Raw genomic sequence first — 21,582 nt, 5'->3', positions numbered from 1 at the left:
TTTTCGTTGGGTTCTCAGGCGCCACGCGCCACAGCATCGACAGGCACTCCCGCGCTGCCGGAAGTCTCCGGCACGCGGCTGGCAGGACGCTCGCTCTCTCGCGCCACACGGCTGCAGGCGAGAACGGCCTCCCGGAGTGAGGACACGAGGAAGCGCGCGCCCAGCACACGGCGTAGTTCGTCTTCCCGCAGCGCGGGGTCGTCATCCTGCCAGATGCCCACCAGGACCGGGGCCTCCGGCGCCCGCCGGTGCAGGCGCTGCAGCAGGAAACGCAGGTTGGACGGGGTGCCCTGCAACTCGACCGAGCAGACGCAGATCATCCGCACGCCCGCGGTCTCCAGCGTACCGAAATGGCGGCGGGAGGCCGCCTGGTTCGGCACCACCCTCGCCCCCATGCCGTGCTTGCGGAGGATCTGCGCCAGCAGCATGGCCGAAAGCTCGTCCAGCGGTCCGCGCCCGGCGACACAGAGGATGCTGCCGTCCTGGCGCCAGGATTCCGGGATCTCCTCGGGCTCCGGCAGCTTCACCCCCGGCTCGCGCGGCAGCTTCTGCTCGGCGGGGGAGAGGCGCAGCATGCGGGCCGGGCCCTGTGCCGGCGGGGCGGGGGCGGGCTCGGCATCGGTATGGTCTTGCAGGCTCTCGATCAGGTCGGTCACCGCCTCGCGGATGCGCTCCAGCTGCGGCGGCGTCACCACGCCACGGCGCACATCAGCGGAGGCCATTTGCAGGCCCTTCACCGCGACCTCGTCATAATAGGAGCAGAGGGAGCGCTCCTTCAGCAACAGTTCCGCCTGATCCTGCGCCTCGTCCGGGTCGCCCGCCAGGGTGCGCTGATAGAAGTTCTCGACCGGTGTCAGGGCGGGACGGTCGCCCAGGATGACATCGAGGAATTCCAGCCTGTCGATATGCCGACCCAGAACCACCAGGCAGAGCGTCAGCGGCGTGGCCAGCAGCAACCCGATGGGACCCCAGATCCAGCTCCAGAAGATCGCCGCCAGGATGACCGAGACCGGCGACATGCCGGTGGAGTGGCCATAGGCCAGCGGCTCGATGATGTGGCCGATCACCGGCTCGATGGCCAGGAAGAGGGCGGCCGTCCAGATCATCATGGACCAGCCCGGATCGACCGCGGCGGCCAGCGCCACCGGCATCAGCGCGCCCAGGATGGCGCCGACATAGGGCACGAAGCGGAGCAGCCCGGCCAGGATGCCCCAGAGGATCGGGCTGGGCAGGCCGATGATCAGCAGCCCGAGCGCGATGACGCAGCCGAAGGCGGCGTTGATGGCCACCTGCGTCAGGAAGAAGCGGCTGAGGCGGTAGGCGGCATCGTCCATCGCCACCGTGGTTCGGTGGAGGTCGGAGGAGCCGAAGAGGCGGATCAGCCGGTCGCGCAGATCCTCCCGCTGCAGCAGCACAAAGATGGTCACCACCAGGATGATGCCCAGATGCGCCAGCGGGCTCAGCACCGGGGAGAGATAGGTCGTTGCCATCTCCAGCGATGAGAGCTGTGGCTGGTGCACCTCCACCGGCAACGGCGTGGCGGGCTGGGACGGTTCGGGGCGGATGTCGGGGACGGTGGGCTGCGCGGATGGCGGGGCGGGCGTGCGGCGGAAATCGGCGCTGGCGCGCTCCAGCACCGCGTTCAGCCGCCCGATGGTCATGCTCTGCAGCGTGTCCACCTTGCGGGAGATGGTGTGCTGGTAGCGCGGCAGGTCGTCAGCCAACTGGGCCAGCTGGTTGCCGATGATGCCGCCGATGGAGAGCATCACGCCCAGCGCGATGAAGACCGCCAGGATGACCGCAGGGACCCGCCCCAGCCGTATCCGCCGCAGCAGGCGGATGAGCGGGGCGAGGAGCAGGCTGAGAAGGAAGGCCAGGGTGACGGGAATCAGCACGTCCCGGCCGAGATAGAGGCCGGCGACGATCACGACGCCACCCGCCAGCGTGGTGAGGCTGCGAGTGTCAGGCATGGCGGCAGGCACGACCTTGGCGGCCGGGGAAAGCGGATGGATGCCGCCCCCGGATGTTACGGAACTCGATGGGCGCGACGAAGCATCCGGCATGGATAGGTCTGGCCTTGCGCGCAGTGACGCAGGGATGAACGCGCGAAACCGCTGCAGGATCGAGCGGGAAGCGGATTTTTTCGTGACAGGCCGTTCCATCGGCCTGTCCTCAGCCCAGCGGGCGGAGGCGGCGCATCCGCTGCCAGGAGACGGCGACGACCAGGACCAGCAGACCCATGGTGACCACTGCCACCACGAGGTTCACCTCCCGCTCGGCCGTATTGGCATAGACGATGGCTAGCAGCGCCCAGACGAAGGCGCCCGCGTACCAGGGCGCGCCGCGCCCCACCCAGAGCACGCCAAGCGCCAGCCCCGCCGCAGCCAGCAGCAGAAGGATGGCGGCCAGGGTGCTGCCTGCCCCCGACGGGGGGATGGCGCCGGAGAGCAGGGCGGCACCGGCGATATTGGCGAAGCTGGCGGCGGAGACCCAGCCGGCGAAAAGGCCGGTGAGGGGATAGATGATCCAGCTGTCCACCCAGCCCTGCGGCGGCTCGGCCCGGGCGGTGAAGAAGGCAGCCAGCGCGCAGGCCAGCAGCAGCAGGATGACGATCACCAGATGCCAGCCGTTGCCGGTCATCATCGCCAGCAGCATCCAGAGGTTGGAGAGGGCGAAGACCCCCGCCAGCGGCCAGCCCAGCCGCCGCGCCGCCACGCTGTCCCGCCCCGCCGGCAGTGCCTGCCAGATGCCCCAGGCGATGGAGAGGGCGAAGATCAGCCCCCAGATGGAGAAGGCATAGCTGGCCGGGGTGACGGGCGTCTCGCTGCTGGCGGACATCTCGGCCATGCTCATGCCGATGCCGAAGACCGTCGGCAGGGCCCCGATGACCGGCTGCAGGATCGGCAGCACGAGGTTGAGCAGGGTACGCAGATACTGGTTGTTCATGGGATGCGCGCCTCGGACAATTGTCGAGGCAACGCAGCAGGGCCGCCTTGGTTTGGCGGCCGGCGGGGGGCATGAGCCCCCCGCGGCACGTCAGGCGGCGGCCTGGTGGGGAATGCCCTTATCGTCCAGCAGCGTGGCCAGCTCACCGGACTGGAACATCTCCATGACGATGTCGCAGCCGCCGACGAACTCACCCTTCACATAAAGCTGAGGGATAGTCGGCCAGTTGGCGAAGGACTTGATGCCCTCGCGGATCTCGGGGTCCTCCAGCACGTTCACGCCCTTGAAGGGCACGCCCATGTGGCTGAGGATCTGCACCGTGCGGGCGGAGAAGCCGCATTGCGGGAAGACCGGGGTGCCCTTCATGTAGAGCACCACGGGGTTCTCGGTGATCTCGGCCTGGATGCGATCGAAGACGGGGTTGCTCATCGCGGGCTGTCCTTACGGGGCTGAGGTCTGAAGGGCGAGGGCGTGCAGCTCACCACCCATGCGGCCGCGCAGGGCGGCGTAGATGAGCTGGTGCTGCTGCACGCGGGACTTGCCGCGGAAGGCTTCCGACACGACCGAGGCGGCATAATGGTCGCCATCCCCGGCCAGGTCCTGGATCACGACCTCCGCGTCAGGCAGGGCCGCCTTGATCAAAGCCTCGATTTCCGCCGGCTGCATCGCCATTCCGCGTTTCCACTCCAGAGGGGGGGCGGCGGGCGCTTCGGGGGCCAGCCGCCGGTTCATGATTTAACGGGCCATCAGGGCCGGCAGGAAGTGTTCATGCGCTTCCCGCAGCTTATCAAGCGATATGGACTCGCCGCCCGGCAGAACCAAGGCCCTCCCGCCACTGCGGCCGATCCGCATGGCCGGAACGCCGGCCGCCCGCGCCGCGGCCAGGAAGCCGGCCGCATCGGCGGTGGCGACGAGGTAGCGGCCCTGGTCCTCACCGAACCAGAAGGCATGGGCGGGGGTGGTGCCGGGGGCGGCGGCCAGGGTGGCGCCGGTATCGCCCTCCAGCGCCATCTCAGCCAGTGCCACCAGCAGGCCGCCATCGGCCAGGTCGTGGCAGGCGGTCAGCTCGCCGGCCAGGATGCGGGCGCGGATGAAGTCGCCGGTCCGGCGCTCCTGCGCCAGGTCCACGGGCGGGGGGGCGCCTTCCTCCCGGCCCGCGATCTCCCGCAGCCAGAGGGACTGGCCGAGCCAGCCGGCGGTCTCACCCACCAGGACGAGGTCCTGGCCGTCCTTCAGCGCGTAGCCGAGGGATTTGGAGACATCCTCGATCACGCCCACGCCGCCGATGGCGGGGGTGGGCAGGATGCCCTTGCCTTCCGTCTCGTTGTAGAGGGAGACGTTGCCGGAGACGACCGGGAAGTCCAGCGCGATGCAGGCGGCGGCCATGCCGCGCACGGCGGCGGCGAACTGGCCCATGATTTCCGGCTTCTCGGGGTTGCCGAAATTCATGTTGTCGGTGATGGCCAGCGGCTTCGCGCCCGTGGCGGTGATGTTGCGCCAGGCCTCGGCCACCGCCTGCTTGCCGCCTTCCTCCGGGTCCGCCGCGCAGTAGCGGGGGGTGACGTCGGTGGTCATGGCGAGGGCGCGGCTCGTGTCTTCCAGCCGCACGATGGCGGCATCGGCCGCGCCGGGGCGCTTGACGGTCTGGCCGCCGACGGTGCTGTCGTACTGGTCCCAGATCCAGCGGCGGGAGCAGAGGTCGGGGGAACCGACGAGCTTCACCAATGCCTCCCCGATGCCCATGGGGCTGGGGATGCTGTTGGGGTCCAGCACGGGCTGCTTCGGCGTCTCGGCCGTCGGGCGCTGGTAGAGGGGTGCCTCGGATTCCAGGGGGGCGAGGGGGATGTCGGCTTCCAGCGCGCCCTTGTGGCGGATGACGATGCGGCCCGTGTCGGTCAGGTGGCCGATGACGGCGAAGTCCAGCTCCCACTTGTGGAAGATGGCCTCGGCCACATGCTCCTGGCCCGGCTTGAGGACCATGAGCATGCGTTCCTGGCTTTCCGAGAGCATCATCTCGTAGGCCGACATGCCGTCCTCACGCTGGGGGACGCTGTCGAGGTTCAGCTCGATGCCCACGCCGCCCTTGCCGGCCATCTCCACGCTGGAGGAGGTGAGGCCGGCGGCGCCCATGTCCTGGATGGCGACGATGACGTCGGTGGCCATCAGCTCCAGGCAGGCCTCGATCAGCAGCTTTTCCGAATAGGGGTCGCCGACCTGGACGGTGGGGCGCTTTTCCTCGGAATCCGCGCTGAATTCGGCGGAGGACATGGTGGCGCCGTGGATGCCGTCGCGGCCCGTCTTGGAACCCACATAGACCACGGGGTTGCCGATGCCGGCGGCGGCGCTGAGGAAGATGCGGTCCTTCGGCGCGATGCCGACGGTCATGGCATTGACCAGGGGGTTGCCGTTGTAGGCGGGGTGGAAGTTCACCTCTCCGCCCACCGTGGGGACGCCGACGCAATTGCCGTAGCCGCCGATGCCGCGCACCACGCCATCCAGCACCTGCCGGGTCTTGGGCAGGGAGGGATCACCGAAGCGCAGCGCGTTGAGGTTGGCGATGGGGCGGGCGCCCATGGTGAAGACATCGCGCAGGATGCCGCCGACGCCGGTGGCGGCGCCCTGGTAGGGCTCGATGAAGCTGGGGTGGTTGTGGCTTTCCATCTTGAAGATGGCGGCCAGGCCCTCACCGATATCGATGACGCCGGCATTCTCACCGGGGCCATGGATGACCCAGGGGGCCTTGGTGGGGAGCTGCTTCAGCCAGTGGCGGCTGGATTTATACGAGCAGTGCTCGGACCACATGACGGAGAAGATGCCGAGTTCCGTCAGCGACGGCGCGCGGCCGAGGATGGTGAGAACGCGCTCATACTCATCCGGCTTCAGGCCGAATTCGGCCGAGAGCTGCTTCGCGCGGTCGGGGGCGAGGAGGACGGGGGTCGACATGCCTGCCTTGTCGGCACCCGCGCGCCCGTTGTCCAGGGGTGGATTTGGCATATCCGCACTCATGCCCAGGCCAGGCGCACGGAACGGGGGATGCGGCGGCGCCCGCCGGCATCCCGGTGCAGGCGCCGGAGGGTGGCGAGAAGGCGGGCATGGCGTGTCCTGTGCCCGTATTCGCCCGGTGGCGGCGGGGTGATTTTTACCCGTGCGAGGGTTTCGGACAAAAGCGGGTCGGGCAGCAGCCAGGGCGGTCCGGGGAGGGCGCGGCGCAGGTTGAGGCGGCGGATGAGCACGAGGAAGGGCAGGCCGAGGATGCGGTGCGCGCGGCGGCAGGCGCGGAGAATTTTTTCCTCAAGCTGCCGCAGCGGGTGGCCGGGTGCTGCTTCCGCCAGCGCGTGCAGCAGCTTCTGCCAGAGCCCGGCATGGGTGAGGCGGCGGAAGTAGCGGGAGACGGTATCCGCGCGGCCGTAGCGCGCGGGGAGGGCGCACCACGGGAGGGAGGAGGTGGCGATGAAGAAGATGGCTTCCATCCGCTCCCGGTGTTCCTCCAGGCGGCGGCCTTGGGGCGCGCGGGGGAGGAGGTAGGGGAGGAGGGCGGACCATTGGAGGTTAGTGATCAAGCTGGGCATGGTCATGGTAGACACCTCACCTCCTGCTTGAAATTATAGGACAAAATTCCTTAAAAGGCAAGGTTGGAGTTCGCCCCGTGACATTGCTGGTTTGATCCAGTTAAGATGCCAATTCGTAATGGTGGCATCGTAGCGAGACCTTGTTATTGGAGTGACCGTGATTCAGCAAGAATTTCAGCGGAGAGAAGCTGCAGTAAACCTTGCGATAAGTCATGTAATTGAAAAAGGTTTTGATGATATATTCAAAGCCCCAACATTTTTGGACCCCTTAGAGGCTGTTATGAACCTGGTGCTAGAGAACTGATTTTGCTGGCCTTCCCCAGCGGACCTACCTGCGGAAGGCCGAGCAGATCCAGCATGTTATGAGTGGTTCATAACAGCCTCTAGAATGCGGCGAAATCATCAAGAATCCGGAGGATTTCCGAAGGGAAGCGAATAAAATTGCGCTGAAATTCTTAAGTGTAGCCAATCTCGACATAGAGCGCATTGGACGAATTCATTACTATATGCTGCCCAAGGATGAATTTTCTTACCGTCGAGTTGCATGGATAGACCCATTTGATGCGGTTAAGTATTTATCTTTGTGTATAATGCTTTTCGAAAAAATCGAAGCTTGTAGAATTCCTAAAATTGATGGCGTGATCCACTCGCATAGAATGGCATCTGTGCCAGGAAAGCTTTTCGACAGCGATTATGGATATAACTCGTTCCGTCAAAAATCTGGAGAAATTTCCAACAACTACATCGGTAAGTGGAAGATTTCGACTGATATATCAAACTTTTTTGAGAGAATTGGGAACCATCCTTTAGAAAATCATCTTAATGATGCTGGCTGTGAGGAAAGATACATTAAGCTTGTGCGCGAAGTTTTGCTTCAGTGGGCTGGAGATCGTAGAAGCTTCGGGGTTCCTGTGGGATCGGACGCAAGCAGAATACTGTGCGAAGCGGCCCTTATAGGGGTCGATAATAAACTTACTGAGCAAGGTATTTGCTTTGTCAGGTATGTGGATGATTTCAGGCTGTTTGCTGAAAGTAAGGCCCAAGGCCATGAAATTATGCGCGTTTTAAGTGAACTGCTTATCGAAGAAGGTTTATCTATTAACCCTCGAAAAACGAATATCGTCCAAATTCTAGAAGGTAAAGAGATTTCAGATCAAATCCAAGATCAGCTGCACCCCACACATGTCTCCATCGACCTAAACGCAAAAACTGAGTTTACAAGACGGGTTGTGGTTAGCGGTAGATCTAGTATCTCGCGGTTTTATAGAGAGCCAGGGAAAGAAGCCATTAAATCTTTAGCTAAAATTAACTTAGAAGAACATATCAAGGAACTTGATAATATAAGCGGCGCCGATAAAGAATTGATCATTCGTAATTTAGTGAAGTATTTCATATATGTAAATCAAGATGTGGAAATTCTCTACTCTATATTGAGGTCAAGGTTGACTTCTATATTTTATATAGTGGATGCCTTGATGAAAGACGCAGATAGGATAGAGCCTGAGAAAAAGATTAAACTACGGGATGGACTTGCCGATGTGATTGGTTTCAAACATCTGAGCTACTCATTCAAGATACCTCTGCTCCGACTAGCATCTCATATTGAGTATCAAAATCCAAAACTAATCTATCAAGTTGTAGATGAGCATAGGACCACAGACAGTATAGCTTTCTTTAGGGAGGCAATATGCTTAGGTTACCAGCAGCTCGACAGGCAAAGAATTAAAAAGCTTGCTGTGGATGTATTTCCGTCCGCGACAATTTCTATTCAAAGAAGCATATACTATGCAATTTTAAATTACAAAAAAATGACTGACGAAGAGAAGCGGCCATTAATGAAAAATATGAAGATTCAAACGAACGATTATTTCATCAAAAAGCTACAGCAAGATTAGTGGGAGGTGCAGGAACCTCAGGTTCCTGCCGGGGTGCAGGGGCAGAGCCCCTGCAAGGCCACCCGCGCCACCTTCCATCCCCGCCCGCGCCGCGCCCTGTGACCGGCGGCGCGCCTAGTATCCTGATCGCGAAATTCCTACGATCATGCAGGTAATCGTAGGGAGAGCCGCGATGGGCAAACCGGCGGTGACGATTAGGCTGAGTGAGGCCGAACGTCGGGAACTGGAATTCCTGGCTCGGGCTCACAAGACCGGACAGGCGATGGCGCGCCGGGCCCGCATTGTGTTGGCCGCCGCCGCGGGTCTGGAGAACAAGGCGATCAGCGCTGAGGTCGGCGCGGACGCCAACACGGTTTCAAAGTGGCGTCGGCGCTTCGCCGTGCATCGCCTGGACGGGTTGCTCGATGAGCCCAGACCAGGCACGCCGCGCACGATCGGCGATGACGCGATCGCCGATACCATCCGGCTGACGCTGGAAACAACGCCGCCAGGTGCGACGCATTGGTCGCTGCGCTCCATGGCCCGGACCGTCGGGTATGCGCCATCGACCATCCACCGCATCTGGCGGGCCTTCGGGCTGCAGCCGCACCGGAGCGAGACCTTCAAGCTCTCCAATGACCCGCTCTTTGTCGAGAAGGTGCGCGACATCGTCGGGCTCTACCTGGCACCGCCGGACCGCGCGCTGGTGCTGTGCGTGGATGAGAAGTCCCAGATCCAGGCGCTCGACCGCACCCAGCCCCTGCTGCCGATGCGTCCCGGCCAGGCGGAGCGGCGCACGCACGACTATACCCGCCACGGCACTACCTCGCTGTTCGCAGCGCTCGACATCGCGACCGGGACAGTGATCGGCCACTGCTACCCTAAGCACCGCTCCACCGAGTTCCGGAAGTTCCTGGATCAGGTGGAGAAAGCCGTGCCCCAGGATCTCGACGTCCATCTCGTGATGGACAACTACGCCACCCACAAGACCAAGCCGATCCGCGACTGGCTGCTCAAGCGCCCGCGCTGGCATGTCCATTTCACGCCCACCGGCGCCTCCTGGATCAACCAGGTCGAACGCTTCTTCGCCCTCATCACCGACAAGCAGATCCGGCGCGGCATCCATCGTTCCACCCAGGCGCTCGAGCGCGACATCCGTGCCTTCATCGAAGCCCATAACGTCGATCCCAGACCGTTCCGCTGGACCAAGTCCGCCGACGACATCCTCGGTGCCATACAGCGCTTCTGCCAGCGCACCCAGAAGATCGGAGGAACTACAGAATCAGGACACTAGCGCAACGGGCGGGTGGGCCTAGCTGTGATCCGGTGCCCCTGCTCTCGCGGGGGCTGATCGAGGAAGGATCGCGCGCCCATGACGTCTCATTCCCGTTCCGGCCCTGGGTTGCTGTCCTTGTTGCCGTTGCTGCCGCTGGCGCCTCTGGCGGCGCCGCTGGCCATGCTGGCGGTGGGGGCTTTCGTGCTTTCTGGCTGCGCGGCGGGTGCGCTTTCGGCGCAGGAGGGGCAGCGGAAGGTGGCGGGGCGGGTGTTCGTCGTCACCGGGGCCTCCAGCGGCTTCGGGCGCGGTGTGGCCCTGAAGCTCGGCGGTTATGGCGGGCATGTGGTGCTGGCGGCGCGGCGGGCGGCGGTGCTGGAGGAAGTGGCGGCCCAGGTGCGGGCGGCGGGCGGGCAGGCGCTGGTGGTGCCGACGGATGTTGCCAGCCCGGAGGAGATGCAGCGGCTGGCGGAGGCGGCGGTGGCGCGGTTCGGGCGGATCGATGCCTGGATCAACAATGCCGGGGTCAGCGCCATCGGGCCGTTCGAGGATGTGCCGCTGGAGGATCATGCCCGCATCGTGGATGTGAACCTGAAGGGCGTGATCCATGGCAGCCATGTGGCGCTGCGGCAGTTCCGGCGGCAGGGGCATGGGGTGCTGGTGAACCTGGGCTCGGTGGAGAGCCAGGTGCCGCTGCCGTATCACGCCAGCTATGCCGCGACGAAGCACGCCATCCTCGGCCTGGACAAGGCGCTGGCGCAGGAGCTGCGGCTGAGCGGGGCGCGGGACATCCATGTGACGACGGTGATGCCCTGGGGGGTGGATACGCCCTTCTGGGACCATGCGGGCAATGACAGCGGGCGTTCCCCCCGGATGGTGGCGCTGGATGGGCCGGAGCAGACGGTGGATGCCATCGTCTGGGCGGCGATCCATCCGGGGCGGGAGATGCCGGTGGGGTGGAAGGCGCGTGGCGCCCTGTTGAGCCACCAGATCTGGCCGGGGCTGGCGGAGCGGGTGGCGGCGAATATCGCGCATCGCGCGCAGATGGAGGATGCGCCGCCGGCGGGGGATAGGCCGGGCAGCCTGCATGAGCCGATGGCGGAGGGGGTGGGGGTGGGCGGCACCACCCGGGCGCGGATGGAGCGGGAGGATGCGGCCCGGGGGGGTGCGGTAGAGGCCGTGCGGCTGGGTGCGCACGGGTAGCCGGGCCGCCGCGCGGGGGAGCGCGGCGGTGGCGGCTGCTGTCAGCGGATGGCGGGTGTGGCGGCCAGTACGGCGCCGCTTTGCCCGGCGGGGATGAGGTAGAGCAGGTCGCCGTTGCTGCCGCCGGTATCGACCGGGATGCCGGCGGCGGCGAAGGCGTAGCCGGGGCTGCTGTGCAGCAGGACGGTATGCTCGGTGCCGGCCTGGAGCACCGTGACGTGCCCGCCGCCGACGATGTTGCCGGGCTGGGTGCGGGCCTCGGGGACGTTCAGGTGTTCGCCCTGGTTCAGCAGGCCCATCTGGCCGATGCCCTGGGCCGAGGCGGCGGTGGTGCCGGCCATGGCCATGGCCAGGAGCGCGAGCGCGGTGCGGAAGGGGGGAAGGTGTTGGCGCATGGTGGGCGTCTCCTCGGGTTCGCGGCGGGTCCGGGATCGGGCCTGGGCGTTTGGTCGAGAGAGATCTGTCCCGCAGGCAGGGCGGTTTAAGCCTGCCTTCATGGCGCCATGTTACGGCGCCGGGCGGATGCCGCCATGGACAGGTGGGGCCCATGTTACCGGAAGAAACCGGCGGGGGAGGGGCTGTTGCAATTGGGCTGTCGCCGTTGTTCTTTTTCACAAGAAAAACGGTGGTGTGACGTAACTTTGTGGCGTGTTGCGGCATTTGGGGCGCCGCGCCGGCGGCGGGGCCGGCGCGGCGGGGCTGGCGTCAGAAGCCGATGATGCCGGTGACCCAGAGCAGCAGCACGATGATGCCGGGGACGCCGAGGAACCAGAGAAGGATGGGCATGGGTGGTCTCCTGTCGAGGGTTCTGCAGGCGGCCTGTGGTTCAGGCAGCGTGGGCATAACCATCGAAGGATGGCGAATGTTTCATGCCATCGGTCCGTCCCGGCGCGCGGGGCGCGCCGGGAGCGGGGTGGTTCAGGCGGTGGCGAAGGTTCCGGCGATGGAGCGGAAGAGCGGCAGGCCGTCCTCCCCGCCCATCAGCGGGTCCACCAGATCCTCGGGGTGCGGCATCATGCCGAGGATGCGGCGGTTGTCGGAGAGGATGCCGGCGATGTTGTTGCGGGCGCCGTTGCGGTTGGCGGCTTCCGTCGCCTCCCCTTCCGGGGTGACGTAGCGGAAGGCGACCTGGCCCTGGCCTTCGAGGCGTTCCAGGGTCGCGTCATCGGCGAAGTAGTTGCCGTCGCCATGCGCCATGGGGGCGCGGAAGATGTCGCCCTTGCGCCACTGGCTGGTGAAGGGGGTGTCCGTGCGCTCCACCCGCAGGTGGCAGTCCATGGAGAGGAAGCGGAGCGAGGCGTTGCGGAGCAGGGCGCCGGGCAGCAGGCCCGCTTCCGTCAGGATCTGGAAGCCGTTGCAGACGCCGAGGATGTGGCCGCCCTTGGCCGCGAAGTCGCGCACCGCGTCCATGATGGGGGAGCGGGCGGCCATGGCGCCGCAGCGGAGGTAGTCGCCGTGGGAGAAGCCGCCGGGCAGGACGACGAGGTCGGTGCCGGCGGGGAGTGCCGTTTCCTGGTGGAAGAGCATGGCGGGCTTGCGGCCGGTCGCCTTCTGCAGGGCGATGGCCATGTCACGCTCCCGGTTCGTGCCGGGGAAGATGATGATGGCGGCGTTCATGTCGGGCGGGCCTTCTCGGGGGCGCAGGGAGGCAGGGGCGGGGCCGGGCGGGCCTGGGTGAGGGCGGCTTCCAGCGGGGCGGCCCAGGGTTCGTCGGCGGGGACACCGTGCAGGGCGGCGACGGTCCATTCCGCCAGGGCGGCGGGGGGCGGCACGCAGAGGCCGAGTTCGGGGCGGCTTTCGGCGAGGCCGTTCATGAAGTGGCGGACGAAGGCGGCGCAGTCCCGCCGCGCATGGCCCCAGCCGCTGCAGAGGTTGGAGAGGGGGCCGGAGATAGTGGCGGCGGGCTGGTTGAAGCCGGCCATGGTGCGGGACAGCCCCGGCTCCCGCCCCGGCAGCATGGAGATGACGAGGATGGCGACGCCGGCGAGGCCCAGGAAGGGCAGGACGTTGCGCTTCATCCGATCCATACGCGAATCCAGTGCAGTCCGCCCATCAGGGCGATGGTGGCGACGGCGGCGATCGCGGCGGCGGTGACCCAGCGGTCGAGGCTGGCCTTGCCGCGGGCCATGAGGCCGGGGCGGTTGCGGGCCCCGGGGCGCTGCTTCTGTGCCGTGATGGCGGGGTTGCCCATGCGGGCTTCCCGCCAGCGCAGGCCCATGCCGATCAGCACGGTCAGCAGCAGCATGAGCAGGAGGGAGGCTTTCACCATGGGGTCACGCCTCCGGACCTGGCCAGCTCAGGCGAGTTCGACCTTGAAGGATTCGATGACGGTGTTGGCCAGGAGGCGGCGGGCCATCTCCTCGGCGGCGGCCTTCGCCCTGGCGGGGTCGGTCTCGGCCAGTTCCAGCTCGATCACCTTGCCGGCCCGGACCTCGCCCACGCCCTGGAAGCCGAGGGTGCCGAGGGCATGGCCGATGGCCTTGCCCTGGGGGTCCAGCACGCCGTTCTTCGGCATGACCGTCACGTAAGCCTTCATCACTGCATCACCTCGGCGTTTTCGAAGCGGGCGGTCACTGCATGACCTCCGGGCCCTTCATGTCGCGCGCGCCGGCCTCAGGCGTGATGCCGAGGCGGGAGGCGACTTCCTGATAGGCTTCCTCGACCTTGCCGAGGTCGCGGCGGAAGCGGTCCTTGTCCATCTTCTCGCCGGTCTTGACGTCCCAGAGGCGGCAGTTGTCCGGGCTGATCTCATCGGCCAGGACAATGCGCATCTCATCGTTCTCATACAGGCGGCCGAATTCGAGCTTGAAGTCGACCAGCACGATGCCGACGCCGAGGAAGAGGCCGCAGAGGAAGTCGTTGATGCGCAGCGTCAGGGCGACCATGTCGTCCAGGTCCTGCGTGGAGGCCCAGCCGAAGCAGGTGATGTGCTCCTCGGACACCATGGGGTCCTGCAGGGCGTCATTCTTGTAGTAGTATTCGACGATGCTGCGGGGCAGGCGGGTGCCTTCCTGGATGCCCAGGCGCGTGGCCAGGCTGCCGGCGGCGACGTTGCGGACCACCACCTCCAGCGGGATGATCTCCACCTCGCGGATCAGCTGCTCGCGCATGTTCAGGCGGCGGATGAAGTGGGTGGGCACGCCGATCTCGGCCAGGCGCAGCATCAGGTATTCGCTGATGCGGTTGTTCAGCACGCCCTTGCCGGTGATGACGCCCTTCTTGGCGCCATTGCCGGCGGTGGCGTCGTCCTTGAAATACTGGACCAGCGTGCCGGGCTCCGGCCCTTCAAACAGGACCTTGGCCTTACCTTCGTAGAGCTGCCGGCGACGCGCCATGTTCTGGGAATCCTTCTCGCCGCCGGAACGAGGGGCCGGCGGGCTCGGTGTGCCCTATAGCAAAACGGGGCGGCATGCGCCAACCGGCAGCGTGGCCCCCCAGCCATGCAATGAAACAGGAGGTTGAGTTCAGGCCCTCGGCGCCAGCCGGTCGATCCAGGTGGCGAAAGCCTTCAGGTAGCTGGCCAGGAAGGCCCGGGTGCCCTCATTCGTCACATTGCCCTCGGCGTCGATCAGCCCCTCCTTGAACTGCAGGAACAGTTCGGGCTGGCTCATCAGCGCCATGTCCATATGGGTCAGGACGGCGCGCAGGTGCTGCTGCATGGCCGCCGTGCCCACCGCGCTCGGGGAGGTGCCGCCGATGGCCACGGGCTTGCCGGCCCAGACACTCCTGCCATAGGGGCGGGAGCCCCAGTCGATGGCGTTCTTCAGCGCGCCGGGGATGGAGCGGTTGTATTCCGGGCTGATGAAGAGCACCGCATCCGCCGCCTTCACCTGCGCCCGCATGCGGTCGGCCTCCGGGGAACTGGTCTCGATATCCTGCCGGTAGAGCGGCAGGTCGCCATAGTCCACGAAGCGGAACTCCATCTCCGGGGCGGCCAGCTTGGCCAGGGCCTGGGCCAGCTTCCGGTTGATCGAATCGGCATGGAGGCTGCCGACCAGGACGGCGACGGTGCGGACGGTCATCAGCTTGCTTCCTTCTGGGGTGTCAGGTGCGGACCTGCCGGTCGGAGATGGGGCGGCCGTCATGGCCCTGCCAGACCCGGCCGGGCGTCCAGACCGCGTCCGGGGTGCTCCAGAGCCGCTGGTTGCGCATCACCGCCGCCAGGGCCTTGGCCACGGCGGCCAGCAGCTTCTCCCCCTTCTCCGCCGTGGCGGCGCGGGGATCGCCGATCACGCCGGTCAGCGGCGCGCGCTCGGTGAAGGACCAGAAGCGGCTGACGGGACCGGCCACGGAGCTGTCCCCGGGGGAGAGGGCGTGGGCGATCTGGTCCCGCCGCACCTGGGCGGCGTCCAGGTGCAGCCAGAAGCTGGTCTCGGCCTCGCAGGCATGCTGCACGCCGGGCTGGGTGTCGAGCAGGGCGCCGATCTCCTCCCTCGCCACATGGAAGACGGTGGTGGTGGCGACGGGCATCGCGAATTCGACGCAGAGCTCCCGCGCCGAGACGGCCAGCGGGTCGATATTGCCGCCATGGCTGTTCAGCAGCAGCAGCCGCTTGAAGCCGCCCGCCCTGATGGAGCGGCAGACGCAGCGCAGCACGCCGTGGAAGGTGGCGTAGTCCAGGCTGATGGTGCCGCCGAAGGGCAGGTGGTGCTCGGACATGCCCGTCCACATCGGCGGCAGCACGATGGCCGGCACATCCGTGGCCTCCGCCGCCGCGCGCAGGGCGCAGGCATGGCCGATCATGCTGTCGGTCCAGACCGGCAGATGCGGCCCGTGCTGCTCCAGCGAGGCGACGGGCAGCACCACCAGCGCATCCCGCTCCGCCAGGGCGCGGAGCTCGGGCGCGGTGCGGCGTTCCCAGCGGACGGCATCGGTTCCGGTATCGGTCATGGAGGATTCTTCCCTCGGCTGTGCGCCGCCACGGAACCATGGCATGGGCGTTGTTGAAAAGGGGCGGCGCACCCGCCCGGGCCAGCAGGGAGGATTGCATGCCCCAGTACGACACCGCCGCGCTGATCTCCGCCTGCCGGGTGATCTCCGGCGAGGGCTTCCGCCTGGCGGAGCGGCCGACGCGTATCGACGTCCCCGGCATCGACAAGCAGGGCGCCGAGGCGGCGCTCGCGGATGCGGTGCGGCGGATGGATGGGCTGCAGCAGCGCCTCTATGCCGAGGACCGGCAATCCCTGCTGGTGATCTTCCAGGCCATCGATGGGGGCGGCAAGGACAGCACCATCCGCGCCGTCTTCTCCGGCATCAATCCGCAGGGCTGCCAGGTGATGTCCTTCAAGGCCCCGGGGCCGGAGGAGCTGGCGCATGACTTCCTCTGGCGCCACATGCAGGCGCTGCCGGCGCGCGGGCGCATCGCCGTCCATAACCGCTCCTGGTACGAGGAGGTGCTGGTGGCGCGGGTGCATGCGGATGTGCTGGCGCGGCGCAAGCTGCCGGCGCGCTGCGTCAGCGCGGATATCTGGCGGGAGCGGCTGGAGGATATCGCCGGCTTCGAGCGGTATCTGGCCCGCCAGGGCGTGGTGGTGCTGAAGTTCTTCCTGCATCTGGGCAAGGAGGAACAGCGGCAGCGCTTCCTGGCGCGGATCGACGAGCCCGAGAAGAACTGGAAGTTCGATGCCCATGACGTGGCGGAACGCGCGCACTGGGATGCCTATCAGCGCGTCTATGAGGAGGCCGTCGCCGGCACCGCCACGCCGCACGCGCCCTGGTTCGTGGTGCCGGCGGACCGGAAGTGGCTGGCGCGGCTGATTGTGGCGGAGGCTCTGGTGGCGGCGCTGACCGAGGCCGATCCGCGCTACCCCGAGCCCGACCCCAAGGCGCGTGCCCTGCTGCTGCGGGAGCGGGCGAAGCTGGAGAAGGAGGGATAGGCGGCTGCAACGCCCCGCTTGGCATGTTTCCATGCCCGGTATCCTGTCGTGCCTGGCTTGCCGGAACCGGCCGCGAGGCCTTCGGGGAAGCGCTCGGCACGGCGGGCCTGTGGCGCTGCGGGCCTGCCTGACGATGCGGTGGCACCCGGAGCGGTCCTGCGGCCGGCCATGCTGGCCTAGCCGATGGCGGTGGGGCGCCGGGCCAGGGCGAGGCCGAGGCCCAGCGCGATCATGGCGCCGCCCGAGGCTTCCCGCAGGCGGCGGATGAGGCCGGGGCGCGCCGCCGCGCCGGCACGGATGCCGGCCGCCACGAAGGCCACCACAACATCGGCCAGGGTATTGAGGAGGACCGAGACGAGGCCGAGCAGCGCGAATTGCAGGGCCACATGGCCTGCCGCCGGGTCCACGAACTGCGGCACGAAGGCGAGGAAGAAGGCTGCCGTCTTCGGGTTCAGCGCCTCCACCGTGATCCCTTCCCGGAAGGCGCGGCCTGCCCCGAGGGCGGGCACCGTCGCGCCATGGCCCAGGGCGGCCGAAGCATTCCGCCGCGCGGCGATGATGGTGCGCAGGCCGATCCAGACGAGATAGGCGGCGCCGAGCAGCTTCAGGGCCGTGAACAGCTCCGCGCTGGCCAGCACGATGGCGGATACGCCCAGGCTGCCCGCGAGGACATGGACCATCCCGCCCAGGCCCGTGCCGAGGCTGGAGGCGATGCCTTCCGCGCGGCCGCCCGAGAGCGTGCGCGCCGCGACGTAGAAAATGCCCGGTCCCGGCGTCACCGCGAGCAGGAGGGCGGCGGCGAGGAACAGGGCGAACTGCGTGGTGTTCAGCATGGCTGCCAGTCTATCGATTCGGGAACCCGCCACCAGCCCCGCCGCCGGACGCAGCCGGGCAGGGCTGGGGCATGACCATCATTGATCCAGGAAATTGGGGTGGCGGTGGCGGAGGCCCCATATCCCCGGCGACAGAGGGCCCCGCGCAACGGCGGGGCCGCCCCCATCCGGACCAAGCTCCATCATGAAGAAGATCGGTTTCCTTTCCTTCGGCCACTGGGCGTCCTCGCCGCATTCCGGCACCCGCTCCGCCGCCGATGCGCTGCTGCAATCCATCGACCTCGCCGTCGCGGCGGAGGAGCTGGGCGCGGATGGCGCCTATGTCCGCGTCCACCACTTCGCCCGCCAGCTCGCCTCGCCATTTCCCCTGCTCGCCGCCATGGGCGCGAAGACGCGCCGCATCGAGCTCGGCACCGCCGTCATCGACATGCGCTACGAGAACCCGCTCTACATGGCCGAGGATGCCGGCGCCGCCGACCTCATCAGCGACGGGCGGCTCCAGCTCGGCCTCAGCCGTGGCTCGCCCGAGCAGGTGATCGATGGCTGGCGCCATTTCGGCTACGCACCCGCCGAGGGCGAGACCGATGCCGATATGGGCCGCCGCCATGCCCAGGTCTTCCTGGAGGCGCTGCGCGGTCAGGGCTTCGCCCAGCCGAACCCGCGCCCGATGTTCCCCAACCCGCCCGGCCTGCTGCGCCTGGAGCCCCATTCCGAGGGGCTGCGCGAGCGCATCTGGTGGGGCTCCGGCTCCAATGCCACGGCGGTCTGGGCCGCGCGGCAGGGGATGAACCTGCAAAGCTCCACCCTGAAGGATGACGAAACCGGCGAGCCTTTCCACGTCCAGCAGGCCCGGCAGATCCGTGCCTACCGGGAGGCCTGGAAGGAGGCGGGCCATGCCCGCAGCCCCCGCGTCTCGGTCAGCCGCAGCATCTTCCCGCTGCTCGATGACCGCGACCGCGCCTATTTCGGCCAGGGCGGCAAGGAGGAGGACCAGGTCGGCTTCATCGACGAGAAGACCCGCGCCATCTTCGGCCGTGGCTATGCCGCCGGGCCCGAGGCGCTGGTCGCGCAGCTCCGCGCCGATGAGGCCATCGCGGAGGCGGATACCCTGCTGCTGACCATCCCGAACCAGCTGGGCGTCGATTACTGCGCCCATGTCATCGAGGGCATCCTGAAGCATGTGGCGCCGGCGCTGGGCTGGCGCTGACGCCTCCGCCCACCGCTAGACCGCCCGCAGCCAGCCGCCGTCGACATCCAGGATGCTGCCCTGCACGTAGCTGGCATCCGGCCCGGCCAGGAAGGCCACGGCGGCGGCGATCTCCTCCGGCTCCCCGAAGCGGGCGATGCCGGATTCGGCCGCCAGCGCCGCCGCCGCCGCCTCGGTCCCGATGCCCCGCTCCCGCGCCAGGGTATCGATGCGGCCGGTCAGCCGGTCCGTGCGGATGCTGCCGGGGTTGATGGCATTGACCCGGACGCCGTCACGGACCCCGCGGTCGGCCAGGGCCTTGGTCAGGTTGATCAGCGCCGCGTTGACCGAGCCGCCGATGGCGAAATCGGCGCTGGCCAGCCGCCCGCCGATGCCGGCGATCAGCACGGCCGCGCCGCCCGCCGCGACCAGATGCGGCCAGGCGGCGCGGCACAGCCGCATGCCCCCCAGAAGCTTCAGCGCATAGCCATCCTCCCAGGCCTCATCCGGCAGGGTCAGGAAGTCGCCGCGCCGGGTGGCGCCGGCGCTGTGCACGAGCAGGTCCAGCCGGCCGAAGGCGGCGACGGCGGCTTCCACGGCCTGGCCGGCGGCCTCGGGCCGCGCCAGGTCGGCGGCGAAGGTGGCGGCGCCGGGCAGGGCCGCCGCCTCGGCCTCCAGCACCGGGGCGGAGCGCGCCACCAGCATCACCCGCGCGCCATCGGCCGCAAGCCGCCGCGCGATGGCGAGGCCGATGCCACGGCTGGCGCCGCTGACCAGGGCCGTGCGGCCTTCCAGAATTCGCTTCATTCCTGCTGTCTCTCCCTTTGACGACGCGCGCATCATGCCGCATCCGCCATGCCGGCGCGGCCGTTAATGCACCAGCCGGCGGGGGCGGCCTTCCCGAAGCACAGGAGAGACGAGGATGGAGATCAAGCGCGTAGGCTCCCGGCCTTCCGGCTGGGGGCCGGCGGAGTATTTCACCGGTGCCGTGCGGATCGATCCGCTGTTCGAGGCGCCCGATCCGGCGCGGGTGGCGGGCGCCATGGTTACCTTCGAGCCCGGCGCCCGGACGGCCTGGCACACGCATCCGCTGGGCCAGACGCTGGTCGTCACCGCCGGCTGCGGCTGGGCGCAGCGGCAGGGCGGGCCGGTGGAGGAGATCCGGCCGGGCGACGTGGTCTGGTTCCCGCCGGGGGAACGGCACTGGCATGGCGCCACCGCCAGCACGGGCATGACGCATATCGCCATCCAGGAGAAGCTGGAGGGCAAGGCCGTCGACTGGCTGGAACAGGTGACGGAGGCCGAATACCGGAGAGGGTGAATCCAGGCCCCGGAAGTCGTCGTCCCAGGGGTGGCCGCCGGGGCAGTAGCAGCAGAGATGCTCCCGGATTATTGCCTTCAACCAGGGCGGGATCGGTGGTTCCTGAAAGGCCCCCTGAACCGTAAGCTGCGCCGCTTGGGATGTGGCGGCCCTGACGCAAGGCATCACGGACAGCCCCCGCGCGGGGCAAGCAGATAAGGATTATTCCCGATATGACGGTTCCCGGCAGGGAGGAGAGCAGGCGCCCGTTTTCGATGCTGCGTGCGTTTCTCGACAATTCAGCGTCCGGTGGGCTGGTGCTCATGGCCGCCGCCGCGCTGGCGCTGATCATCGCCAATTCGCCGCTGGCGCCCAGCTACTTCGCCGCGCTGCATGCCTATCTCGGGCCGCTCAGCGTGCAGCACTGGATCAATGACGCGCTGATGGCGGTCTTCTTCCTGCTGGTGGGGCTGGAGATCAAGCGCGAGGTGCTGGACGGGCAGCTGGCGAGCTGGAGCCGCCGCATCCTGCCGGGGGTGGCGGCGGCGGGCGGCATGCTGGTGCCGGCGCTGATCTTCTCGGCCTTCAACTGGAACGATCCGCAGACCCTGCGGGGCTGGGCGATCCCGGCGGCGACGGATATCGCCTTCGCGCTCGGCGTGCTGGCGCTGCTCGGCTCCCGCGTGCCGACCTCGCTCAAGATCTTCCTGACGGCGCTGGCCATCATCGACGATCTCGGCGCCGTCGTGATCATCGCCCTGTTCTACTCGGGCGACCTCTCGCTGCTGCATCTGGGCCTCGCTGCCGCGGTGGTGGTGGCGCTGGTGGCGATGAACCGGATGGGCGTGGTGCGGCTGCTGCCCTATCTGCTGCTGGGGGTGGCGCTGTGGTACTGCGTGCTGCGCTCGGGCGTGCATGCCACCATCGCCGGCGTCCTGCTGGCCTTCACCATTCCGCTGCATCCCCGGCCGGCGCGGCCGGACGACATGCTGGGCTCGCCGCTGCACCGCCTCGAACACGGGCTGCATGGCTGGGTGTCCTTCCTGATCATCCCCATCTTCGGCTTCGCCAATGCGGGGGTTTCCTTCGCCGGGCTGACGCCGGCGGCGCTGGTGGACCACCTGACTCTGGGCGTGGCGCTGGGCCTGCTGGCGGGCAAGGTGATCGGCGTCTTCGGCAGCGCGGCGCTGATGATCCGCCTCGGCCTCGCGGATGTGCCGATGGGGGCGACGCGGACGCAGATCTTCGGCGTCTCCCTGCTCTGCGGCATCGGCTTCACCATGAGCCTCTTCATCGGCATGCTGGCCTTCTCCAACGATCCCTTGCTGCAGGATGAGGTGAAGATCGGCATCCTCTGCGGCTCGATCCTCTCCGGACTGGCGGGCTGGGCCGTGCTGCGGGTGGCGCCGCGCGAGATCCCGGCGCCGGAGCCGCGCGTGGCGGAATAAGGGCCGGCGCCGCAAACCGGTCCTTCCCCGAAACGTGTTCTGCCGATTCCGCAGGCAGAGCTTAGCCTTTCGCC

General features: G+C 67.3%; 25 protein-coding genes. 8 read left to right on the top strand and 17 right to left on the bottom strand.

Annotated elements, in window-relative coordinates; all coding sequences use genetic code 11:
* Nucleotides 1-14: 14 nt before the first annotated feature.
* From IAI58_RS00605 to IAI58_RS00580, 6 genes are all read right to left on the bottom strand, one after another.
* Entirely contained in the window at nucleotides 15-1,970 is a 1,956-nt protein-coding gene (locus IAI58_RS00605) for an AI-2E family transporter (RefSeq protein WP_237182573.1), read from the bottom strand.
* 202 nt (nucleotides 1,971-2,172) lie between these two features.
* Nucleotides 2,173-2,946 carry a hypothetical protein gene (locus tag IAI58_RS00600; protein WP_207449395.1) on the bottom strand — a complete coding sequence of 258 codons (774 nt, stop codon included), beginning with the start codon at nucleotides 2,944-2,946 and terminating at the stop codon, nucleotides 2,173-2,175.
* 90 nt (nucleotides 2,947-3,036) lie between these two features.
* Nucleotides 3,037-3,375, bottom strand: a complete 339-nt coding sequence (gene grxD, locus IAI58_RS00595; protein WP_207449397.1) for a Grx4 family monothiol glutaredoxin — start codon at nucleotides 3,373-3,375, stop codon at nucleotides 3,037-3,039.
* Nucleotides 3,376-3,387: 12 nt separating this feature from the next.
* Entirely contained in the window at nucleotides 3,388-3,618 is a 231-nt protein-coding gene (locus IAI58_RS00590; protein WP_207449399.1) for a BolA family protein, read from the bottom strand.
* Between the two features lie 63 nt (nucleotides 3,619-3,681).
* Nucleotides 3,682-5,889 (bottom strand): phosphoribosylformylglycinamidine synthase subunit PurL, encoded by a 2,208-nt coding sequence (gene purL / locus IAI58_RS00585; RefSeq protein WP_207449423.1) that lies wholly within the window; start codon nucleotides 5,887-5,889, stop codon nucleotides 3,682-3,684.
* 59 nt (nucleotides 5,890-5,948) lie between these two features.
* Nucleotides 5,949-6,515, bottom strand: coding sequence for a transposase (locus tag IAI58_RS00580; RefSeq protein WP_207449425.1), 567 nt, complete (start codon nucleotides 6,513-6,515; stop codon nucleotides 5,949-5,951).
* A gap of 157 nt (nucleotides 6,516-6,672) precedes the next feature.
* On the opposite strand from IAI58_RS00580, the gene IAI58_RS00575 reads away from it, so the two are divergent.
* From IAI58_RS00575 to IAI58_RS00560, 4 genes are all read left to right on the top strand, one after another.
* Entirely contained in the window at nucleotides 6,673-6,819 is a 147-nt protein-coding gene (locus IAI58_RS00575; protein ID WP_207449401.1) for a hypothetical protein, read from the top strand.
* A 202-nt stretch (nucleotides 6,820-7,021) separates the two neighbouring features.
* On the top strand, nucleotides 7,022-8,410 hold the full coding sequence (locus tag IAI58_RS00570) for an RNA-directed DNA polymerase (protein WP_207449403.1): 1,389 nt from the start codon (nucleotides 7,022-7,024) through the stop codon (nucleotides 8,408-8,410).
* 172 nt (nucleotides 8,411-8,582) lie between these two features.
* Nucleotides 8,583-9,683, top strand: coding sequence for an IS630 family transposase (locus IAI58_RS00565; RefSeq protein ID WP_208775999.1), 1,101 nt, complete (start codon nucleotides 8,583-8,585; stop codon nucleotides 9,681-9,683).
* 78 nt (nucleotides 9,684-9,761) lie between these two features.
* The gene (locus IAI58_RS00560) at nucleotides 9,762-10,865 is read left to right on the top strand and encodes an SDR family oxidoreductase (RefSeq protein WP_237182887.1); all 1,104 of its coding nucleotides are present in this window, start codon (nucleotides 9,762-9,764) and stop codon (nucleotides 10,863-10,865) included.
* Between the two features lie 41 nt (nucleotides 10,866-10,906).
* On the opposite strand, the gene IAI58_RS00555 is transcribed toward IAI58_RS00560, so the two are convergent.
* From IAI58_RS00555 to IAI58_RS00515, 9 genes are all read right to left on the bottom strand, one after another.
* Nucleotides 10,907-11,260: a hypothetical protein gene (locus IAI58_RS00555; protein ID WP_207444617.1), complete on the bottom strand. Its 354-nt coding sequence runs from the start codon at nucleotides 11,258-11,260 to the stop codon at nucleotides 10,907-10,909.
* A gap of 310 nt (nucleotides 11,261-11,570) precedes the next feature.
* Nucleotides 11,571-11,708: a hypothetical protein gene (locus tag IAI58_RS00550; protein ID WP_207444618.1), complete on the bottom strand. Its 138-nt coding sequence runs from the start codon at nucleotides 11,706-11,708 to the stop codon at nucleotides 11,571-11,573.
* A gap of 75 nt (nucleotides 11,709-11,783) precedes the next feature.
* Nucleotides 11,784-12,482 (bottom strand): phosphoribosylformylglycinamidine synthase subunit PurQ, encoded by a 699-nt coding sequence (purQ, locus tag IAI58_RS00545; RefSeq protein WP_207444619.1) that lies wholly within the window; start codon nucleotides 12,480-12,482, stop codon nucleotides 11,784-11,786.
* On the bottom strand, nucleotides 12,479-12,892 hold the full coding sequence (locus tag IAI58_RS00540) for a hypothetical protein (RefSeq protein WP_207444620.1): 414 nt from the start codon (nucleotides 12,890-12,892) through the stop codon (nucleotides 12,479-12,481). The genes purQ and IAI58_RS00540 overlap by 4 nt, the downstream gene beginning before the upstream one ends.
* Nucleotides 12,880-13,134 (bottom strand): hypothetical protein, encoded by a 255-nt coding sequence (locus tag IAI58_RS00535; protein ID WP_207444621.1) that lies wholly within the window; start codon nucleotides 13,132-13,134, stop codon nucleotides 12,880-12,882. Before IAI58_RS00535 ends, IAI58_RS00540 begins: the two co-directional genes overlap by 13 nt.
* A 27-nt stretch (nucleotides 13,135-13,161) precedes the next feature.
* Nucleotides 13,162-13,401, bottom strand: coding sequence for a phosphoribosylformylglycinamidine synthase subunit PurS (gene purS / locus IAI58_RS00530; RefSeq protein WP_207444622.1), 240 nt, complete (start codon nucleotides 13,399-13,401; stop codon nucleotides 13,162-13,164).
* Nucleotides 13,402-13,435: 34 nt separating this feature from the next.
* Nucleotides 13,436-14,200, bottom strand: coding sequence for a phosphoribosylaminoimidazolesuccinocarboxamide synthase (gene purC, locus IAI58_RS00525; protein WP_207444623.1), 765 nt, complete (start codon nucleotides 14,198-14,200; stop codon nucleotides 13,436-13,438).
* Nucleotides 14,201-14,329: 129 nt separating this feature from the next.
* Nucleotides 14,330-14,887, bottom strand: coding sequence for an NADPH-dependent FMN reductase (locus tag IAI58_RS00520; RefSeq protein ID WP_207444624.1), 558 nt, complete (start codon nucleotides 14,885-14,887; stop codon nucleotides 14,330-14,332).
* A 22-nt stretch (nucleotides 14,888-14,909) separates the two neighbouring features.
* Nucleotides 14,910-15,755 carry a creatininase family protein gene (locus IAI58_RS00515; RefSeq protein ID WP_207444625.1) on the bottom strand — a complete coding sequence of 282 codons (846 nt, stop codon included), beginning with the start codon at nucleotides 15,753-15,755 and terminating at the stop codon, nucleotides 14,910-14,912.
* A gap of 98 nt (nucleotides 15,756-15,853) precedes the next feature.
* Here IAI58_RS00515 and IAI58_RS00510 point away from each other — a divergent pair, with 98 nt between their 5' ends.
* Nucleotides 15,854-16,741 (top strand): polyphosphate kinase 2 family protein, encoded by an 888-nt coding sequence (locus IAI58_RS00510; protein WP_207444626.1) that lies wholly within the window; start codon nucleotides 15,854-15,856, stop codon nucleotides 16,739-16,741.
* 176 nt (nucleotides 16,742-16,917) lie between these two features.
* Here the strand turns inward: IAI58_RS00510 and IAI58_RS00505 are convergent, their stop codons facing one another.
* Nucleotides 16,918-17,574 (bottom strand): LysE family translocator, encoded by a 657-nt coding sequence (locus IAI58_RS00505; RefSeq protein ID WP_207444627.1) that lies wholly within the window; start codon nucleotides 17,572-17,574, stop codon nucleotides 16,918-16,920.
* 184 nt (nucleotides 17,575-17,758) lie between these two features.
* On the opposite strand from IAI58_RS00505, the gene IAI58_RS00500 reads away from it, so the two are divergent.
* Complete coding sequence (locus IAI58_RS00500; protein WP_207444628.1) at nucleotides 17,759-18,781, top strand: LLM class flavin-dependent oxidoreductase; 1,023 nt, start codon at nucleotides 17,759-17,761, stop codon at nucleotides 18,779-18,781.
* A 15-nt stretch (nucleotides 18,782-18,796) separates the two neighbouring features.
* Here IAI58_RS00500 and IAI58_RS00495 read toward each other — a convergent pair whose 3' ends face one another.
* Nucleotides 18,797-19,567, bottom strand: a complete 771-nt coding sequence (locus tag IAI58_RS00495; protein WP_207444629.1) for an SDR family NAD(P)-dependent oxidoreductase — start codon at nucleotides 19,565-19,567, stop codon at nucleotides 18,797-18,799.
* A gap of 115 nt (nucleotides 19,568-19,682) precedes the next feature.
* Here IAI58_RS00495 and IAI58_RS00490 point away from each other — a divergent pair, with 115 nt between their 5' ends.
* Together IAI58_RS00490 and nhaA are read left to right on the top strand one after the other, a co-directional pair.
* Nucleotides 19,683-20,081: a (R)-mandelonitrile lyase gene (locus tag IAI58_RS00490; RefSeq protein ID WP_207444630.1), complete on the top strand. Its 399-nt coding sequence runs from the start codon at nucleotides 19,683-19,685 to the stop codon at nucleotides 20,079-20,081.
* Between the two features lie 212 nt (nucleotides 20,082-20,293).
* Complete coding sequence (nhaA, locus tag IAI58_RS00485; RefSeq protein ID WP_207444631.1) at nucleotides 20,294-21,508, top strand: Na+/H+ antiporter NhaA; 1,215 nt, start codon at nucleotides 20,294-20,296, stop codon at nucleotides 21,506-21,508.
* The last annotated feature ends 74 nt before the right edge of the window (nucleotides 21,509-21,582 follow it).

This window comes from Roseomonas marmotae, assembly GCF_017654485.1.
Lineage (GTDB): Bacteria > Pseudomonadota > Alphaproteobacteria > Acetobacterales > Acetobacteraceae > Pseudoroseomonas > Pseudoroseomonas marmotae.
Note: the sequence above shows the minus strand (reverse complement) of the source record. Positions and strands in the feature narration are given on the sequence as shown.

Bases quoted from the DNA above. Each gene is read 5' to 3' on its own strand.
- nhaA (WP_207444631.1), top strand. From the start codon at position 20,294: ATGACGGTTCCCGGCAGGGAGGAGAGCAGGCGCCCGTTTTCGATGCTG.
- purL (WP_207449423.1), bottom strand. From the start codon at position 5,889: ATGTCGACCCCCGTCCTCCTCGCCCCCGACCGCGCGAAGCAGCTCTCG.
- IAI58_RS00535 (WP_207444621.1), bottom strand. From the start codon at position 13,134: ATGGTGAAAGCCTCCCTCCTGCTCATGCTGCTGCTGACCGTGCTGATC.
- IAI58_RS00550 (WP_207444618.1), bottom strand. From the start codon at position 11,708: ATGCCCACGCTGCCTGAACCACAGGCCGCCTGCAGAACCCTCGACAGG.
- IAI58_RS00590 (WP_207449399.1), bottom strand. From the start codon at position 3,618: ATGGCGATGCAGCCGGCGGAAATCGAGGCTTTGATCAAGGCGGCCCTG.
- IAI58_RS00560 (WP_237182887.1), top strand. From the start codon at position 9,762: ATGACGTCTCATTCCCGTTCCGGCCCTGGGTTGCTGTCCTTGTTGCCG.
- purQ (WP_207444619.1), bottom strand. From the start codon at position 12,482: ATGAACGCCGCCATCATCATCTTCCCCGGCACGAACCGGGAGCGTGAC.
- IAI58_RS00605 (WP_237182573.1), bottom strand. From the start codon at position 1,970: ATGCCTGACACTCGCAGCCTCACCACGCTGGCGGGTGGCGTCGTGATC.
- IAI58_RS00555 (WP_207444617.1), bottom strand. From the start codon at position 11,260: ATGCGCCAACACCTTCCCCCCTTCCGCACCGCGCTCGCGCTCCTGGCC.
- IAI58_RS00510 (WP_207444626.1), top strand. From the start codon at position 15,854: ATGCCCCAGTACGACACCGCCGCGCTGATCTCCGCCTGCCGGGTGATC.
- IAI58_RS00505 (WP_207444627.1), bottom strand. From the start codon at position 17,574: ATGCTGAACACCACGCAGTTCGCCCTGTTCCTCGCCGCCGCCCTCCTG.
- IAI58_RS00500 (WP_207444628.1), top strand. From the start codon at position 17,759: ATGAAGAAGATCGGTTTCCTTTCCTTCGGCCACTGGGCGTCCTCGCCG.
- IAI58_RS00600 (WP_207449395.1), bottom strand. From the start codon at position 2,946: ATGAACAACCAGTATCTGCGTACCCTGCTCAACCTCGTGCTGCCGATC.
- IAI58_RS00565 (WP_208775999.1), top strand. From the start codon at position 8,583: ATGGGCAAACCGGCGGTGACGATTAGGCTGAGTGAGGCCGAACGTCGG.
- IAI58_RS00495 (WP_207444629.1), bottom strand. From the start codon at position 19,567: ATGAAGCGAATTCTGGAAGGCCGCACGGCCCTGGTCAGCGGCGCCAGC.
- IAI58_RS00515 (WP_207444625.1), bottom strand. From the start codon at position 15,755: ATGACCGATACCGGAACCGATGCCGTCCGCTGGGAACGCCGCACCGCG.
- grxD (WP_207449397.1), bottom strand. From the start codon at position 3,375: ATGAGCAACCCCGTCTTCGATCGCATCCAGGCCGAGATCACCGAGAAC.
- IAI58_RS00570 (WP_207449403.1), top strand. From the start codon at position 7,022: ATGCTGCCCAAGGATGAATTTTCTTACCGTCGAGTTGCATGGATAGAC.
- IAI58_RS00490 (WP_207444630.1), top strand. From the start codon at position 19,683: ATGGAGATCAAGCGCGTAGGCTCCCGGCCTTCCGGCTGGGGGCCGGCG.
- purS (WP_207444622.1), bottom strand. From the start codon at position 13,401: ATGAAGGCTTACGTGACGGTCATGCCGAAGAACGGCGTGCTGGACCCC.
- IAI58_RS00540 (WP_207444620.1), bottom strand. From the start codon at position 12,892: ATGGATCGGATGAAGCGCAACGTCCTGCCCTTCCTGGGCCTCGCCGGC.
- IAI58_RS00580 (WP_207449425.1), bottom strand. From the start codon at position 6,515: ATGCCCAGCTTGATCACTAACCTCCAATGGTCCGCCCTCCTCCCCTAC.
- purC (WP_207444623.1), bottom strand. From the start codon at position 14,200: ATGGCGCGTCGCCGGCAGCTCTACGAAGGTAAGGCCAAGGTCCTGTTT.
- IAI58_RS00520 (WP_207444624.1), bottom strand. From the start codon at position 14,887: ATGACCGTCCGCACCGTCGCCGTCCTGGTCGGCAGCCTCCATGCCGAT.